13 protein-coding genes are annotated in these 16300 nt (G+C 41.8%); 9 read left to right on the forward strand and 4 right to left on the reverse strand.

Annotation, left to right across the window (positions count from 1 at the left end):
* The 3 genes from JHD45_RS03680 to JHD45_RS03690 form a co-directional block, all read left to right on the forward strand.
* Positions 1 to 741 (forward strand): alpha/beta fold hydrolase (locus JHD45_RS03680; RefSeq protein WP_233407561.1); only part of this gene is annotated, 741 nt, incomplete at its 5' end.
* A gap of 576 nt (positions 742 to 1317) precedes the next feature.
* Positions 1318 to 1893 carry a hypothetical protein gene (locus JHD45_RS03685; protein WP_199474859.1) on the forward strand — a complete coding sequence of 192 codons (576 nt, stop codon included), beginning with the start codon at positions 1318 to 1320 and terminating at the stop codon, positions 1891 to 1893.
* A gap of 224 nt (positions 1894 to 2117) precedes the next feature.
* The gene (locus tag JHD45_RS03690) at positions 2118 to 6194 is read left to right on the forward strand and encodes a Dyp-type peroxidase (RefSeq protein ID WP_199474861.1); all 4077 of its coding nucleotides are present in this window, start codon (positions 2118 to 2120) and stop codon (positions 6192 to 6194) included.
* Positions 6195 to 7191: 997 nt separating this feature from the next.
* On the opposite strand, the gene JHD45_RS03695 is transcribed toward JHD45_RS03690, so the two are convergent.
* The 4 genes from JHD45_RS03695 to JHD45_RS22480 form a co-directional block, all read right to left on the reverse strand.
* Positions 7192 to 7506, reverse strand: coding sequence for a non-heme iron oxygenase ferredoxin subunit (locus JHD45_RS03695; RefSeq protein WP_199474863.1), 315 nt, complete (start codon positions 7504 to 7506; stop codon positions 7192 to 7194).
* Positions 7507 to 7564: 58 nt separating this feature from the next.
* On the reverse strand, positions 7565 to 8035 hold the full coding sequence (locus JHD45_RS03700; protein ID WP_199474865.1) for an aromatic-ring-hydroxylating dioxygenase subunit beta: 471 nt from the start codon (positions 8033 to 8035) through the stop codon (positions 7565 to 7567).
* Positions 8036 to 8037: 2 nt separating this feature from the next.
* Entirely contained in the window at positions 8038 to 9294 is a 1257-nt protein-coding gene (locus JHD45_RS03705) for an aromatic ring-hydroxylating dioxygenase subunit alpha (protein WP_199474867.1), read from the reverse strand.
* Between the two features lie 87 nt (positions 9295 to 9381).
* Positions 9382 to 10368 (reverse strand): 2Fe-2S iron-sulfur cluster-binding protein, encoded by a 987-nt coding sequence (locus JHD45_RS22480; protein ID WP_199474869.1) that lies wholly within the window; start codon positions 10366 to 10368, stop codon positions 9382 to 9384.
* 126 nt (positions 10369 to 10494) lie between these two features.
* Here JHD45_RS22480 and JHD45_RS03715 point away from each other — a divergent pair, with 126 nt between their 5' ends.
* From JHD45_RS03715 to JHD45_RS03740, 6 genes are all read left to right on the forward strand, one after another.
* On the forward strand, positions 10495 to 11400 hold the full coding sequence (locus JHD45_RS03715) for a LysR family transcriptional regulator (RefSeq protein WP_199474871.1): 906 nt from the start codon (positions 10495 to 10497) through the stop codon (positions 11398 to 11400).
* Positions 11401 to 11974: 574 nt separating this feature from the next.
* Positions 11975 to 12472, forward strand: coding sequence for a hypothetical protein (locus JHD45_RS03720; RefSeq protein ID WP_199474873.1), 498 nt, complete (start codon positions 11975 to 11977; stop codon positions 12470 to 12472).
* Between the two features lie 327 nt (positions 12473 to 12799).
* The gene (locus JHD45_RS22155; RefSeq protein ID WP_233407562.1) at positions 12800 to 13024 is read left to right on the forward strand and encodes a T6SS immunity protein Tdi1 domain-containing protein; all 225 of its coding nucleotides are present in this window, start codon (positions 12800 to 12802) and stop codon (positions 13022 to 13024) included.
* A gap of 88 nt (positions 13025 to 13112) precedes the next feature.
* Entirely contained in the window at positions 13113 to 14351 is a 1239-nt protein-coding gene (locus JHD45_RS03730; protein ID WP_199474875.1) for a TRAFs-binding domain-containing protein, read from the forward strand.
* 2 nt (positions 14352 to 14353) lie between these two features.
* Positions 14354 to 14758, forward strand: coding sequence for a TIR domain-containing protein (locus tag JHD45_RS03735; protein WP_199474877.1), 405 nt, complete (start codon positions 14354 to 14356; stop codon positions 14756 to 14758).
* A 559-nt stretch (positions 14759 to 15317) separates the two neighbouring features.
* Positions 15318 to 16229, forward strand: a complete 912-nt coding sequence (locus JHD45_RS03740; protein ID WP_199474879.1) for a hypothetical protein — start codon at positions 15318 to 15320, stop codon at positions 16227 to 16229.
* Positions 16230 to 16300: the final 71 nt, after the last annotated feature.

Consider the following 16300-nt stretch of genomic DNA (forward strand, 5'->3'; position numbering starts at 1 on the left):
ATAATTGTAAAAGTATGTGTTTTTAAATTAATTAAAATTACAAATAATATTATTATGACTAAAAAAACTATTATTTTTCTACATGGTGGGCCTGGCTTCGATGATTATCTAAAGCCATATTTTTCAATCTTAAATGACACATTCAATTGTATCTTTTATAGTCAAAAAAAAGGGCCTAATATAACTATTGATGAATTAATAGAAGAAATAGATATTCTAGTGAATAGGTGCGAACATAAGCCAATAATATTAGGGCACTCATGGGGTGGCGTTCTCGCATTAAAATATATATCTTTATTTAAAAATAAAATTTGTGGATTGATCCTGATGAATACAGGGTTGAATACTGAACAATGGTTAAAATATAGAGAAACGCTTAAATTGTTTAATTTAGAAGATGCTGAACCTGAAGATGTTTTTATGACCGAAAAAGAAAAGTTAACAGGATTAACTTTTTTTGAAAATATGTCTAGAACATTATCTGATGATACATTTAAATCAATATTCAAACACTTTTTATCAAACTTTGATCTAATCGATGATTTATCAGAAATTACTTTTCCTATTTTGAATATTTTTGGAGAAAAAGATTATCGTTTTCCAGTTGAGATTCCAAGATCTTTTAAAAAATTTAATCGAGATATAATTGAATTGGAGTTGGAGGATTCTGGTCATTTTCCTTTTATCTTAGAAGATAAATTAGATAGAATTTGTTTAGCAATAAATAAAACATTTAACTGAGAAAATACTTTAGGTTTGGTGGTTGGCGTTGTTCACCGTTTAATACGGCGTTGGTCACAATATTGAGTTTCAGCTAATAGAAGAGCTTTGCTTTAATTATTCCGCAACACTAAGAATATTCTCGGAATCTTGCATAGATTTTGAAGGAATTGAAAGTGAGTTAGGAATTCAACCATCATTACCACATAATAAACCGATTTCAAATCTCTCTTACCCCAGATCCCCTCTGTTGTTGAATTCTCTGTTGGTAAAAGTGTGTTGATGTCACAGATTTAGGGCTTGCATTTGAAAGCGAAATTATTTCAATAATGAGGCTTATTTAAATTTGTTGGTAGCCTTTGCTAAATCCGTCTTACGAGCACTCTGCAACATGTCAGCGGTTAACAATGAAGAGTCAATTTTAGTGTAACAGAGTGTAATACCTATCTATTTTTTTTCATGTTACCGTTTTCTTAGTCTTTGTTAGGCGATGTTGGCATGGCTGTCGTCGCGCTAAGACTATAGACGCAACTGTAATTCTCTAGCGGCTTGTTTAAAGCAACTTATTATTAACCCAACAAAAAAGAACAACTTATTATGGCTTCTAGCAGTTTTGCCTGTGATGTATCACAGGGATTTAATTTTCAAAAAGACGCCCAATGCTTGATTGGGCATATCACGTCACTAAAAATCGGTGATAAAGAATTTAAAAAAGACTTGGCGGTTACCGTGCCGACCAATATCACTGGCGACAAAGTTAAGGTTGTTGGGGTAATTTCCAATATCTATTGGGAAGGTGGTCATTCCGATCCAATCATGTTTGATTGCCGAGTGTCTACCGACAATAAGCAGGCGGGTCTTACATTACAACATAAAGACTTGAGCAACACCAGCGTCGAGTTCTCTTATGTGATTTACGACTATGACCCGAAAGAGAAAAAATTCTATCCTAACTTTCATACCAACGAAACCGACCTCAACGGACTGGTGGCGAAAAGTGGTGGTGAATTAGATTTGTACATTGATATGGATCAGGCCACGGATGTGGTATCGCCGGAAAACTACAGTTTTATACTCGGAGTCATGCCTACTGAAGAAGAGCAGGAAGTACATTTTGCGGTGAATGTCAGCGCAAAATTCGTGAAAAAATGGGGCGTCACTGTCGCAGAATAGTTTTTGCCTGTGTCGGAGCATCATTCTGATAATACAAACCGGTGTGAAACTGGGGGATTCGTGTTGCCAGCCTCAACCCCCGCGATGATATGACTCGGTGGAAATAGGTTTGGGGCTAAAAAAATATATTACTCAGTAAGTTAAGGGCTCCTTCTCTCCCAGTGAGAATAGGGCATCCTAAAGAGAATAATGTAAAGCTGGACTTGAATAAAAAGGACTTAAACATGACCAATATCACTCCTCAGCAGTACCTTGAACTAAATGACGACGAGCAATTAAAATACATTTGGGCTTTTACCCAACGAGGGTTGGTTTACCCCGCACCCCATGCCATTTTTGCAACGTTTTGGCTTCGTGACGAATCAACTTATAGACGAAATCAGTTAGCTCAGTTGATGCTAGAAGTCAGAAATTATATTCATTGTACGGAAAGCCTTCGCTCACATAACTCAACGGCGGTGGTGGGGACTAGTTTCTCGCTTTGGCGCAAGTTTTGTCAGGATGACGGACTCAGTGTGCCTAAAAGTATTGAGCTGCACTTTCCAGAAAGTGACGATAAAAATACGTCTGAGGTTTTTGCTAAATCCGATGGCGTTTTTCAGCATTCTAAAGGCAGTTTATGGTTTCATATTAAGTCCGATAAAGTTGCCGATTGTAGTGCTATTTTTGAATTTATTAAAAATAAATTGGAAAGCATTGCTGATAAGCATATTGAACAGCCTGCGTCTTCTCGAACAGAGCGTGAAGATGGCAAAAAAGGCAAGGTACTAGGATGTCGTTTCTCTGAAAACTTGAATAACCCATCGAGCCCCATTTCTCTTTCTAAGCACTCGGTTTGTGGTACCGAGGATCTGGAGCATATTGGCGCGTCGGTGGCTCTGGCACAACGATTCAATATTAATTGGGAGCATCTTCATTCAATGAGTGAAGAGGCCATTGAAGATATCATTGGTCGTCGCACGAACGACGCAATTATTCCTAATCGCGATCAGCGATCACACATTAAGTCGGCACGAATGCAAGATTCTAACGGCAATACCACACCTGTTTTACGTTTGGGTTTGCCGTTTGGTCAATCAACCAATGCTAATAAAGGTCGAGGTTCGGTGTTATCGGAAGAGCAGGGGATTTACTTTGCTGGCTTTGCTAAAAATGTTCAGATCTTAGAAAATATCATGAGCCAGCAAATTGGCAGTCAATCTGGATTTATGAATGACAGGTTACTCAATCACATAAAATCCGACCTTGGTGATTTTTACTATATTCCTAGTCGCATTGATCTTGGCCTTCACAAACGTGATAACAGCAATAACTTCGACCGCCTGTTAAAACAAAAGCGTTGGGATAAATTTCCTGGTGTGGATTGGGAGCGACTCGACCGTCACTTCGAAAAAGCTTCCGATAACGGTTTGATGTACTACAACCATAAAAACTACTTGTATCGCATGGCAACCATGTCCGATAAGCAAAGAGAAGCCGTTTGTGCATTCGACGCGCCAACAGCGCGAATTCTTAGCTTAATGGAGAACATGTTCTCGCTGTGGCAGGACAACTGGTACATAGATCGTGCTCAGCTTGAAATGAAGGGCTACATCAATGGCAGCCTAACCGGGAAGGTTGAACAAGGGTATGGGGATATCCGAGATTACATCGACCATTACAATAAACAAGGCAATATCGATGCGCCTGCGGACATCATGAAAGAAAGTGTGATGATCAGAAAAGGGTGGGCGACGCGTTTGCAACTTCACCAAGTGACTTCCGAAGAATATGGTTTCCGAGGTCGTAAAGTGCGTTACAACAATCACCTAGTACCTTTTTGCGAACACATTCAAGCCGATAAAAAAGACATTGTAAATGGGGCCGATACGTTTCGAATTTCCCCTGGGGAAATCATTGTTGGTGCAATGCCAAATTTGTCTTTAGGTCAGGGGCGATACTACATTAAGTACCTAACGGAACAAGAATATAAAAACGGCTTTTTGGATAGCCTGAGCGAGGCTTCGGGTGTGGGTCATAACGTGCCGGGGTTAGATAAGGTGTTGGATAAAGGCTTAGGCGGTCTCATTTCCATGTTAGAAGCTAAACGCGATGCTGCTAGCGACAAAGTATTTGGTGCTGCGAAATACAGTGCAAAAGATTTCTATACGGCGAGCATATTATCACTACAAGGTGTGAGTGAAGTGTGTGAGCGTTTTGCCGCGCTGGCTACAAAGCAGGCTTCGCAATTGAATGGGGATCAATTCCGTGAGAAACAAAATCTTGAAGCTATCGCAAAGCGCATGAATAAGCTTTCAACGGAAAAGCCCGATACGTTGGTTGAAGCGGTACAGCTTATTTTCACCGTACATAGCTGCTTACATTTAACTGGTGAGCCAACCGCGCTTGGTCGTTTGGATCAGTTATTAGTCCCCTTCATGAAGCAATCGCTTTCGCCGGAGCAAATCCAATCAGGTGAAGTAGAGCCTGATCGTGATGAACAAGAAATCATTGATGCGTTCTATATTAAGCTTAGCGAAAAAGTGCAGTCAAATCGCCTTAATATTGAAGATCACCAACCATTAGGAAATCTTGCTATGGCAGGTGCAAGTGGGCCTTATCCTCAGCATACCTCGGTGAACCAATGGGTGCAGCAAGTGACAGTGGGAGGCACAGAAGCCAACGATGATCCGGCAATTGATAACCCCGCATACAATCAAATGACGCGCATGTTCATTCGAGCGAGTGCTCGTTTACCCTTAAATGCACCTTGTTTATCGCTACGTACAAGAAAGGATATGCCTAAATATATCTTGGAAGAAGCGGGTAAAGCCATACTTTCAGGGGGGGCTCACCCTATTTTGCTTAACGATGAGAAACTCATTCCGAGTTTGCATCAAAGTGGCAATGGTGTCGGCGGAAATGAACTCAAGAATGAGTTCTTTGATTCCAAAGTAAGTCTGAAGAGTGCGCGAAACTACGCTTGTGACGGCTGTTATGAACCGCAGTTTCCGGGCGAAAACTGGTTCACCTTGGGCGGATTCTCGGCGTTACAACCGTTAGAATGCGCTATGAATCAGGGTAAAACATGGTCTAGCGCTGGGGCGGGATACTTCTATGGTTCGGTGGTATCCTTCGGGTCAAAACCCGCCGCTCAAATTGAGTCATTTGACGAATTGTTAGATTTGTACTTCGAACACTTCCAATATATTGATATGAAAAATCAGTCGGGCCGCCTAGCCTTGTTTGATTCGGTGTCGACCTATTGTCCTTCTCCTTTGTTGAATGTGTTCATTGATGATTGCGTTGAAAAAGCACTGGATTTATATCAAGGCGGAGCCAAATATCATATTTTTGGACCTTGTTATATTGCGATAGCCTCCACTATTAACTCTCTTTTTGCTATTAAGAAAATGGTGTTCGATAAAAACTCTGCAGTAACTAATTTGGCGGAGCTGACGCGAGCACTGAGTTGTGATTGGGGCCATAAAATGGTGGAGCCGTTTGTCAGTGCGATGGCGGGAGAATTGCGAGCTACTGCGGAAGGTGAAAGATACAAGCGCTTACGTGATATCGCCCTTGCTCAACCGCGATATGGTCGTGCGCAAGGCAAAGGACTACCGGAAGAAGCAAATGCGACGCTGGCTTCAACCAATAATATTGATGTATTTGGTGACTTATTCTTGAGCCGCTTGGCAGAAGCTTCGCGAAACACCTTCCTTGAGCCTGTGGATAGAATCAAAAATCAGCTAGAAGAGTTGGCTGGTAAATACGGGAGTCATACTGACGAGCAGGGCGATAAACTTCCCTTTGGTATTCAAATTCAGCCGGGTGTGGGTACCTTTGAAAATCATGTTGCAATGGGGTCTTGGAATGGTGCTAGTGCCGATGGCAGAAGGCTAGGCCAAACCGTTGCTTCTGATTTAAGTGCAGAGTCCAGTCCAGCGGACCAACCTGTTCAACATCAAGAAGCCCCGTTATTTGATGTGGTTGAGCAACTTACAGGCCAAAGTAGGGAGCAAAAAGGCGCCGCTTATTATGCTAATGGGGCACCGACCGACATGAATATTCGTGAGTGTTTTAGTGCAGAAGAGCTGGTGGACGTAATGGCTGCTTTTGCCAGTGGAGAAGGTTCAAATGTACTCACTATTACAGCAGGCGATCCGAATAGCTTAACTCAAGCGATGTCCCAGCCAGAGAAGTACGACCTTCTGCGTAATCGCACTGGTGGATGGACAGAGTTCTTCACTGTTATGCCGCCAATCGTGCAAGAGCAGCACCGTCGTCGGCCGCTTTCAGTGGAGCGCAGGAAAGATAATTAACAAAAGTCGTAGATTATGAGCGCAGCACGTTAAAGCCTTGTTGCGTTTCATTATAGAAATATGATGTTGTCAATGCAGAGCCCCATCAAGGCATAGATTGGTTTTGTGGATAGGAGCCAGGGCGGCTAATCACCAAGTGCCTTCCCCTCTTTAAAGGGAAGGCTAGGATGGGGTTGTTCTGTTTGTTGTCTCTCAATCGCTTTGTATTTATGAGCTTTATTCCGCTCTGCTGAGCGGGTAACTTTTTGCAAGCGCCCAAAAAGTAACCAAAAATTCGCTTTTAAGGGCAGCGCCTCGTTTCCTCATAGAGATATGATGTTGTCAATGCAGAGCCCCATCAAGGCATAGATTGGTTTTGAGGATAGGAGACAAGGTATTTTTAACTGACTTTGAAACCCCATAAAGTCGCGCAACTTCGTTGCGTCGAAGCGGCTCTTTCCGTCTAATTACTTTCATCCCCGTATAGGATTTGAGCTACCGTCATCCCCGCGCAGACGTGGGGTCTATGGGCTTTAACTCCGCCAGAAGGTGAGGGTAACTAATCACCAAGTCCCTTCCCCTTTTTTAAGGGGAAGGCTAGGATGGGGTTGTTCTGTTTATTGTCTCTCAATCGCTTTGTATTTATGAGCTTTATTCCGCTCTGCTGAGCGGGTAACTTTTTGCAAGCGCCCAAAAAGTAACCAAAAATTCGCTTTTTAACGAGAAGCGTGTGATCGACGTTTTATACAACTTACTTTCTCGGTACGCTTTAGGCTGTAAGGCATAGATTGGTTTTGAAGATAGGAGACAAGGTATTTTTAACTGACTTTGAAACACCATAAAGTCGCGCAACTTCGTTGCGTCGAAGCGGCTCTTTCAGTCTAATTGCTTTCATCCTCGTATAGGCTTTAACTCCGACAGAAGGCGAGGGTGACTGATTACCAAGTCCCTTCCCCTTTTTTAAGGGGAAGGCTAGGATGGGGTTATTTGGGCTCGGAAAATAGTCGGCTTTACCTCATTAACTCATCGCCACGAACACTTGGTTTCCTTCCGTTTTCGTTGCGTAGGTTTTGATGTCTTCAGTAAGTGGTTCGCTCATGGCTTTACCACTCTTAATACAGAAACGACCTTGATGAAGAGGGCACTCGATTTCACCATCTTCCAAGAAACCATCGCTCAATAATGCGTGACCGTGGGTACAAATATTGTCTGTGGCAAACACTTCGCCTTCTACCTTATACAGAGCAATATTGTGGCCGCTGACGTTCACGCCAATAACATCCTCCTCTGGGATATCATCGATATTAATGATCTCAATCCAGTTGTTGTTCATAATGTGTCTCACTTTCTTTTTTTATTAATCGCAGAAAATGCCGATTTATCGTGTTTGCTTAAATGGGGTAAATCATAGAGTTGAGCACCATATCGTTGTCGAAAATACAGTGTCTTGATTCAATTTTTAGTCCTTGATCCGTGATGCGAATACGGTCTTGATATCGACCGACGTTGTACACTTCCGCGATGCCATTACTCTTGGTACGAAACACCGTGTAATTTGCCTGAGCGACGATGAGAGTGTCGGACTCGTCAATAATTAAGGGCGAGGACACCATATGAAGCTGGTGGTAAGGATCGTGATAAATGGTTTCTGTCACGCCATAAACACGGTCTTTTAGCATGCCTTTGCTGCTTAGCGAGATGACCGCCATGGGTAAATTGCGATCGTAGTTCTCTCGTGTTTGCACCTTGTACTGACAGTCTTCGGTGAATAAGTCGATCCAGGCATCCCAATCACCTCGATCCACAATGGCTGCGTAATTTTGGTAAAATTGAGTTAGCGTTAAATAGTTATCTGCTTTCATGATTACACTCCCATTGTCTTACGCCAGTAATCGTACATACCTCGGATGCAAGCTTCAGAAACCATATGATCGGCTTCTTCCACATTACGACCGCCTAATTCCGCGACGGCTTTTTTCGCTGCGTTTTGCTCAATACCTTGTTGTGAAAATTCGATGACTTCACCGTCATCAGCCGAGACGAATCCTGCTGGGCCAAAAAGGTTGGCTTGGCGTAAGCGGCGCTGTGTCATTTCTGGTGTGTCATCTTCATAGCCAAAATGCGTCCAGACAAAGTCGAAGGAATCGATTCCATTAGGTTGAATATGACGAGTGGTTACACTGTTGACGTTCTGCTGAAATACCACGCTTGGAAATAGCGTCATCATGACCGCCGTTGGGCCGCCCCACCAAGCTTCGTCTTCGATATCCAAGAAACTTGGGTCATGCAGTTGCATAGACTCTTTGAAGCTTGAGAAGTTGGTCGTTTGATCATTTTTACCGCCATCGCCACGAGTAGAGACCATGGCAGCATGGCGGAAATGTTTGTCCATTTTCAGTTCAGAGCGATTATCAGCACGCCATAGACCAAAGGTCACAAACCAAGTGTGAAGAAGGCCTGCGTGATAAGGGTCTTTGATGTTTTCTTGCATCAATTTCCAGTTGCCCGGAATGCGCTGTTTGTTGTAACCGAGAATGGTTAATTTTCGGCCGTTAAACATGCGGTCGAAGTATTGCAAAATTGTGGGACCTAAGAAGTCTTCAAGAGATTCAACGTCATGGTCAAAGCTGGCGAACACCACGCCGTTACGTTCAGCAACGCGTAGCTTGTTAAGACCATGGTCAGCGGGTTTAAAATCTTTCGGCATACCGCCTTTGACTTGGCCGTCTTGTTTGACACCACGGCGGAAGGGTACACCTTGAAGATTGCCTTCTAAGTCGTAATTCCATTGGTGATAGGGACAAGTGAAGCTTTTCGTTTTACCGTGTTTTTCGCGGCAAAATTGCATGCCACGATGGGCACAGCGGTTTTCGACGACGTAAATACTACGGTCTTCGTCGCGTACCATAATGACCGAGCGCTCACCGATGGCCGTGCGTTTGAAATCGCCTGGTTCTGGGATTTCAGCTTCAAGGCCAACGTAGCACCAGTGCTTGGTGTAGAAGAATTTTTCTAATTCTTGTTGGTAAACATCTTGATTGGTGTAAGCCCAATAGGGAATGCGGCTGGTGTCTTCATGATCCCAAGTGGGCGTCAAAGGAATACGATTTTCCTGATTCATTTTATTCACCTTTTTTTGTATTTATTGTGGTTTTTATCTGGTTCTTTCCGCGAAGCTGGCTCACGAAAAGCGCGTTTTTAGCGGCGGCTAAACACCGCTGGGGTAAAATGCGTCGGCGTAAATTTGCTCAATGTCAGCTCCACGCTTGGTGCAGGCGAGCGATGCGGCTTCGACCATAGCGGGGGCGCCAGCGAGATAGATGCGCCAGTTTTTCAGATCGGGGAAGTACTCGGCGATGGCTTCTGTCACCAAACCTTGAAAGTAAGCAGAAGCTTTTGGTGCGTGATCCAAGGTGATGGTGTATCTGAAGTTGTCGTACTTGTTAGCAAGGGCGTCCAAAACATCGATACCGTACAAGTCAATTTCTGTGCGCGCTCCGTAAATCAAATGAATGTCATTTGACATCCCAGACTCTAAGGCACCTCGAATAATGGAAAGGATCGGCGCTAAGCCTGTTCCTGTGGCAACGCAAAGCATAGGGTCGCTGTTTTTGCGACGAAGATAAGATGCGCCAAGGGGACCGTTTAGCTTGATGGCGTTGCCCACTTTGATTTCGCTGTCCAATTTCGAGGTCACGCGACCATTCGGCACGATGCGAATATGGAATTCCAAAATGTCATCTTCAACCACGCCCGCCATGGAGTAAGAGCGAGTGCCATCTTCGCGCCAGAAGGTTAAGTTGGAAAATTGACCTGGAGAATAGTCGTAGGTTTTGGTCGTTTTTAAGCGTAAGCGACGTACATCATGGGCTAATTCATCATAACCAACGATTTCAGCTTTGAGCGTTTTGGTTGGGTGAGTGATGATTTCATCCACCTCTGGGATTTCGATCACACTGTCCGAATCGACTTTACTTTGGCAAGCTAAAACGTATTGGCCGTGTTGTGCGAGTCGGCCTTCTGCGGCAGATGGGCCGCTCACCGAGCCTTCAATAACCTTGCAGCGGCAGGTGCCACAACGACCTGACAAACAGCTGTAAGAGATGGGAATCTGATTCTCCAAGAAGGCATCCAATAAGGTGCTGCCTGCTGAAGCCAAAATAGTTTGGTTAGTTGGTTTGATTAAAATTTCCACGGTTGCTCTCACTTATTCTTAGATTTATGTGCGATGCTTTGCATGAAAATCACTATAGAATGGTGTGAGCTATTCAGATATAAAATATCTCTAATAATAGATATTCACACTGGTGAGATCTCTGCCATGATTCGACTTAAAGATATCGACCTCAATTTACTGGTTGTTTTTCAGCTAATGTACCGTGAACGCAAGACGGGCGTAGTGGCTGAGCAGCTTGGCTTAACCCAACCGGCGGTGAGTAACGCCTTAGCCCGCCTGCGATTAGCGTTACACGATGAATTATTTGAACGAACTGCGCGCGGTATGCGACCTACGCCGTTTGCCGATAGCATTGCTGAGTCTGTAGGTTATGCACTTACCACCTTGCACGACGGTTTGAATTACCAAGAGCGATTTGATCCCGTAACCAGCGACCGAACCTTTTGCATCGGTATGACGGACTTGGGGGAGATTTATATCCTGCCAAAATTGATGGCGTATCTTGCGAAACACGCACCGAACCTTTCGATTACCACGGTGCGAGATCAAGATCATACGTTAAAAGAAAACTTAGAAGTGGGCATGGCCGACTTGGCGATTGGGCTTTTGCCGCAATTGGAAGCGGGCTTTTATCAGCGTCGGTTATTTGACCAAGACTATGTGTGTTTGATGCGCAAAAATCACCCATTGGCAGTGAAAAAGCTGGAACTTGCAGACTTCGAACACTTTGAACATGTCATTATTGAGGCGCAAGGAACCGGTCATTGTAATGTTGAAAAGGAGCTGGCTAGAAACGGTATGACGAAGCTTTGTAAGCTTAGGTTGGCGCATTTTACCTCTGCGCCTTATATTGTGGCTGAGACAGATTTGGTGGCTACCGTGATTGAAAAGCTCGCGCTTCAAACCGCAGAACGTTTTGATTTAATCGTAAAGCCTCATCCGGCCGATATGCCTTCATTGCAGATCAATATGTTTTGGCACCGCCGTTACCATCAAGACTCTGGCAATGTTTGGATGCGAAACGTCATCTTTGATTTATTCTCGGAATAGAGAAACGATAATAGCGTTTTTTGCTATCTGAGATTTTGTCCTACTATTGGCGGCTTGATTATCGTCATCCTTGCGCAGGCTTGGGATCCATTGGGTCGAACACCTTTTCGACCTGATCACCGACGGTCAAACGCAGAAGGCGAGGGCGACTAATCACTAAGTCCCTTCCTCTTTTTTAAGGGGAAGGCTAGGATGGGGTTGTTTAGTAGGGCTTTTAGCCCCAACGAATAATTCGCTTAGCCAACCAATCATAACAGTAGTTATAAGAACAGCGATAACAAGGAAGTAAGATCCCCCGAAAAGCAATTGGATTATCTAGTCTGAGGGAATATTCTTGCCTTAAGAGTCGAATCGCGCTAAAAAAGTAATAAGTTGGGATCAACATAGCGGCGAACTCAGTCCATCTGGCAAAAGATGCTCAGATTAAGCTTGGTTTTTAGCGACAGAATATAACAGGGAGGTCACGCCATGAAAAAGCAAATTCCCTATATAAAGTACGCAGCCGTTCAACAGTGGGTTATAGCCGCTGCTGCGCCGCTGTATAACCCTTAATTGTTATGCCAGAGGAGCTTCCGTGGTTCAGTTAGCTGATATAGAAATGATCGCACCTGGGATAGCTAATCTTTCACTGGCGGAGCATGAGGCGCTGAATCGGTTTACGCTACTGTGGACATTGTTCGAAGCTCAAGTGCTAGAGAATAACGCCTCTGTAAGAAAGATCGCTGAGGTAGTAGAACTGCTTGAGCCTCAAACTTTCGAGATTGATTGGTTTCAAGAGCAATTGGTTTATTTCCAAAAGCGATATATCGAAGACGGAAATACTAATTACCATTTCGAACATCTGCACCTGCGAGATAATGATAATCCTGAACACGTAAGATCGGTTTTGCTTGGAGAGAACATAGACATTAAGGCCCAGCTGATAGCGTGCTTGGCAATAGTTTACCGCTTCAGAAACAATTTCTTTCATGGGCTAAAGTGGGCATATGGGATCCAGGATCAATTGGACAATTTCACGCACTCTGCAAATCTACTGAAAAAGTGTTTGGAGAAATTGCCACATGGCATATAACAATCTCATCAAATTCGTTCCCTACGGTTGCCGGACGCTCGTGCCGTTTATGTAGGGTGTTATGCCTCAAGGAGAGTTTAGTGCCTTTAACTTGGAATGATCTTACATCAGCTTTGCTCATCTTGATCGAGCCAAATTAATTGAAGACTGGCAATGGCTCGTTGGGTCGGCGCTTCCCATTCTTATTACCTCCGTTGTCGATGCATTACTACAGAGCGAATCGAGTGAGATATTCTGGCTTATTTCTGGCAGCGTGGTGCTTGAAGAGGTCGCGGATTCATACGAGGACTTCCAAGATAAGCTCCAAGACAATGAGCTACTCCATGAATGGTTTTTAGTTCCTCTTGTAGCGCACTCAAAGTACAGGGCGTTATACTTGAGCAAGGCAAATTATATGGTTTCAAGCAGCTGCCCGTTTTGGGCGGAGAGTACGAACCTGATAACTTTGAGTTAACAGACATTGAAGTGCATTTTGCTATGTTGGGCCAAATGAACTTGCAAATCAAAGACCTTCCCGATGGTACTAAAGTTAATTTTAGTGTCACCGAGTAAAGTCATACAAGGCGCTCAAGCAAGGATGCAGAACAAAGCTGCGCTGCTTAGCTTGGCGTTATAATTTATCAAGGAAGTAGGTGTATAAATGTCAAGAAAGCAAAAGTTATGTTTCGTTATCATGGGGTTTGGTAAAAAAACAGACTTATCAACAGGAAAAACTCTAGATCTTGATAAAACTTATAAAAATATAATTAAACCAGCAGCAGAAAAAGCAGGTTTACAATGTGTGAGAGCTGATGAAATTCAAGATTCAGGCCTAATAGATAAAAGTATGTACGCATTGCTAATGCATGCAGATCTAGTTGTTGCAGATATCTCTACTTATAACCCAAATGCTATATATGAATTAGGGGTGCGTCATGCGGTTAGACCTTACTCTACAATTATTATAAAAGAACAAGATGGAGTAATCCCCTTCGATCTAAATCATAATCGTATTTTCCATTACGCTCACTTAGGGGATGATATTGGAGTTGATGAAGCTGAGCGATGCAAGGGTGCTCTCGTTGAGATGATTGAGTCAATTTTAAGAAATAAAATAATTGATAGCCCTCTTTATGACTATATACAAGACATTGAGCCTCCAAAGTTAACGCAAAAAGAATATAAAAGAATTATTGGTGATTTATCTGATAGAGAAGAAAGCATTTTTTCTATATCTGAACGCGCAACACATTTTATGGAAGAATCTAACTTTTTTGAAGCTTGTAAATTATGGGAGAAGGCGGAGAATATTGTTCCAAATGAAACCTATTTCACTCAACAACGTGCATTAGCCAAGTATAAGTCTAAAGAGCCGACAGAAATATCATCTTTAACCGATGCTCTCCAAATAATTGAAAAACTTGATCCAGATGATGAAACAAATGATCCAGAAACGCTAGGACTTACTGGAGCGATCTACAAACGAATGTGGCATGTAACTGAAGATCCTGAGTATTTGAAACGAGCTATAGATTACTATGGCAAAGGCTTTAAAATTCGTCGAGATTATTATAATGGTGAAAACTATGCTCTTTGTTTAAATATTGCAGCCAGCATAGAGAGTGATGTAGAAGAAAAAACGTTTTATAAAATATCAGCAAAAAAGTCTAGACAGGAAATTATAGAATTGCTGGATTATTTATTTGTTGAAGAAGAAAAATCTCTATCGGTAAATAAGTGGCCTTATGCAACACTTGCCAACTGTTATTTTGGCTTGAGCGATAATGAGAATGGGCTTAAATATGAAAAAATTTTCTTGGGGCTTGTTTCTGTAGACTGGGAAAAAGAAACCTATTTTGAGTGTAAAAAAATGTTAATAACTTTATTAAAGGATAAATAACTATGGCTAAGGAATACAAAATATTTATAAGTCACTCTTGGCAGTACTCTGATACATTAGAAGCATTAAGAAATTTAATAAATGCTAGAGGGTATTTCAGTGCAACATATGAAGAGTCTACAAGAGATAAACCTATAAATTCTGATGATGAAAGCTATGTAAAAAGGCGGCTCTCTCAAAAAATTGGTAATTCAGATGTTATCTTAGCGTTGGCTGGTATATATGCAAGTCATAGCTCTTGGATGCAATGGGAGTTAGATAAAGCCATTGAGCTAGATATTCCTATTATAGGCGTAATACCAAGAGGTCAGGATAGAATATCTACAATTGTTTCATCCCGGTCAGTTGTAGACATAAAATGGAATACAGAAAGTATAGTGTCAGAAATTAGGGCGCATGCAAAATAAATTAAAACAAGGCGCTTAAGCATGGACGCAGCAAGCTGCGCTGCTTAGCTTAGCGTTAAGCAGGTGAAAATGGAAGTGAATCTAAAATTTAGAAGGGCTGAAGAAAGCAATTGGCCGTTCCTTTTGGCACTTCGTTCCGAATCGATGAGTTCGCACTTTATCAATGCTGGCTTAATTCCAACAGAAGCGAATCACTTGGAACGAATAAAATATTGTTTCGAACATGTAAAAATTATAATTTGTAATTCAATAGAAATTGGTCTGCTCAAGGTGGTAAAAGATGGCCCGGTTTGGGGTTTAGTGAAAATCTAGCTTAATTCTTCCTATAGAGGTTTGGGGCTTGGTAAACCTATAATTAATGGTGTTTTGAAAGAGGTATTTTCCCAGAATTCCTCTGTTAAACTCCGTGTTTTTAAAGTAAATCCAGCAAAAAATCTTTATGAAAAATTTAGGCTTTAAAACATATTTTGAAACGGAAACAGCTTATGAAATGCAGGCAAATGTTTAACAAGGTGTCTTTTCGCTTAGCGTTATAATCAATAAAAAGGTTTGGAGCTAAATGAAATATTTTGTGAAACAATTTATTCTTGGTAAAACATCAATATTACCGATTGAAGCTTCATACTTTACTCAATTGCAACAGTCACAGCGCTCAATGGTTGCGGCAAAAGCAATCGAAGAAAAGTATGATCTAATGATTTCAAATTATATGGAATTTGAAAAAGAACTTTTGCTTCAAATCACAGAACAAGTCGTGCTTAATAAAGATTCATATGATGAGTTTTATAAAATAAGAACCATTCTAAATCGTAGAATTGTTAACTTATTAACTTCTACAAAGCTTTATTATGACCAAATGCAAAGGCAAGTACGATTATGTGATTTTAATAATGAAGGTTTTTCAAATACCGTTTTAAGTTACTTTAGTCGTGAGTATGACGATAACTTTGAATATAGATTTATGGACAACTTAAGGAATTACGTTCAACATTGTGGTTTAGCGATACATTCATTCTCATTACCAAGTCAGTGGGAGGGAGACGGTGATTCTCGAACAATGAGAAATGGTATAAAAATTTACTCGACTCGTGAAGAATTAGGGCAAGACCCAAAGTTCTCTAAAAGACCTGTTTTTACTGAGTGTACCGATAAAATAAATCTGGTTAAATCTATTAGAAAATATGTTGAGAAATTAAGCTTAATCCATGATGAAATTAGAACCTTAATAGAAGGGAATTTATCTGAGTCTCGTAATTGTATTGAGAAGGTAATTTCTGAATATAAGGCGGTAAATAACAACGATACTTTAGGCGTTTATGCTTATAGTGTTGATTCGGGTGACCCGTTAGGTGATGTTACAACCAAAGTTCCGCTTCTACTTGATTGGGATAATGTTAGATTGAACTTAGTCAAAAAAAACAAGAAATTAACTAATAATAGCAAACAATACATTAGTGGGAAGTGCTTATAACAAGGCACTTAAATGGAACTAAAACAGTGTGCCATGTTTCGTTCCTCAACAAGTTTGGAACACAATTTTAG

The sequence above is a fragment of the Marinomonas spartinae genome, assembly GCF_016461715.1.
Classification (GTDB): Bacteria; Pseudomonadota; Gammaproteobacteria; order Pseudomonadales; family Marinomonadaceae; genus Marinomonas; species Marinomonas spartinae_A.

Bases quoted from the DNA above. Each gene is read 5' to 3' on its own strand.
- JHD45_RS03685 (WP_199474859.1), top strand. From the start codon at position 1,318: ATGGCTTCTAGCAGTTTTGCCTGTGATGTATCACAGGGATTTAATTTT.
- JHD45_RS03690 (WP_199474861.1), top strand. From the start codon at position 2,118: ATGACCAATATCACTCCTCAGCAGTACCTTGAACTAAATGACGACGAG.
- JHD45_RS03695 (WP_199474863.1), bottom strand. From the start codon at position 7,506: ATGAACAACAACTGGATTGAGATCATTAATATCGATGATATCCCAGAG.
- JHD45_RS03700 (WP_199474865.1), bottom strand. From the start codon at position 8,035: ATGAAAGCAGATAACTATTTAACGCTAACTCAATTTTACCAAAATTAC.
- JHD45_RS03705 (WP_199474867.1), bottom strand. From the start codon at position 9,294: ATGAATCAGGAAAATCGTATTCCTTTGACGCCCACTTGGGATCATGAA.
- JHD45_RS03715 (WP_199474871.1), top strand. From the start codon at position 10,495: ATGATTCGACTTAAAGATATCGACCTCAATTTACTGGTTGTTTTTCAG.
- JHD45_RS22155 (WP_233407562.1), top strand. From the start codon at position 12,800: ATGGTTTTTAGTTCCTCTTGTAGCGCACTCAAAGTACAGGGCGTTATA.
- JHD45_RS03730 (WP_199474875.1), top strand. From the start codon at position 13,113: ATGTCAAGAAAGCAAAAGTTATGTTTCGTTATCATGGGGTTTGGTAAA.
- JHD45_RS03735 (WP_199474877.1), top strand. From the start codon at position 14,354: ATGGCTAAGGAATACAAAATATTTATAAGTCACTCTTGGCAGTACTCT.
- JHD45_RS03740 (WP_199474879.1), top strand. From the start codon at position 15,318: ATGAAATATTTTGTGAAACAATTTATTCTTGGTAAAACATCAATATTA.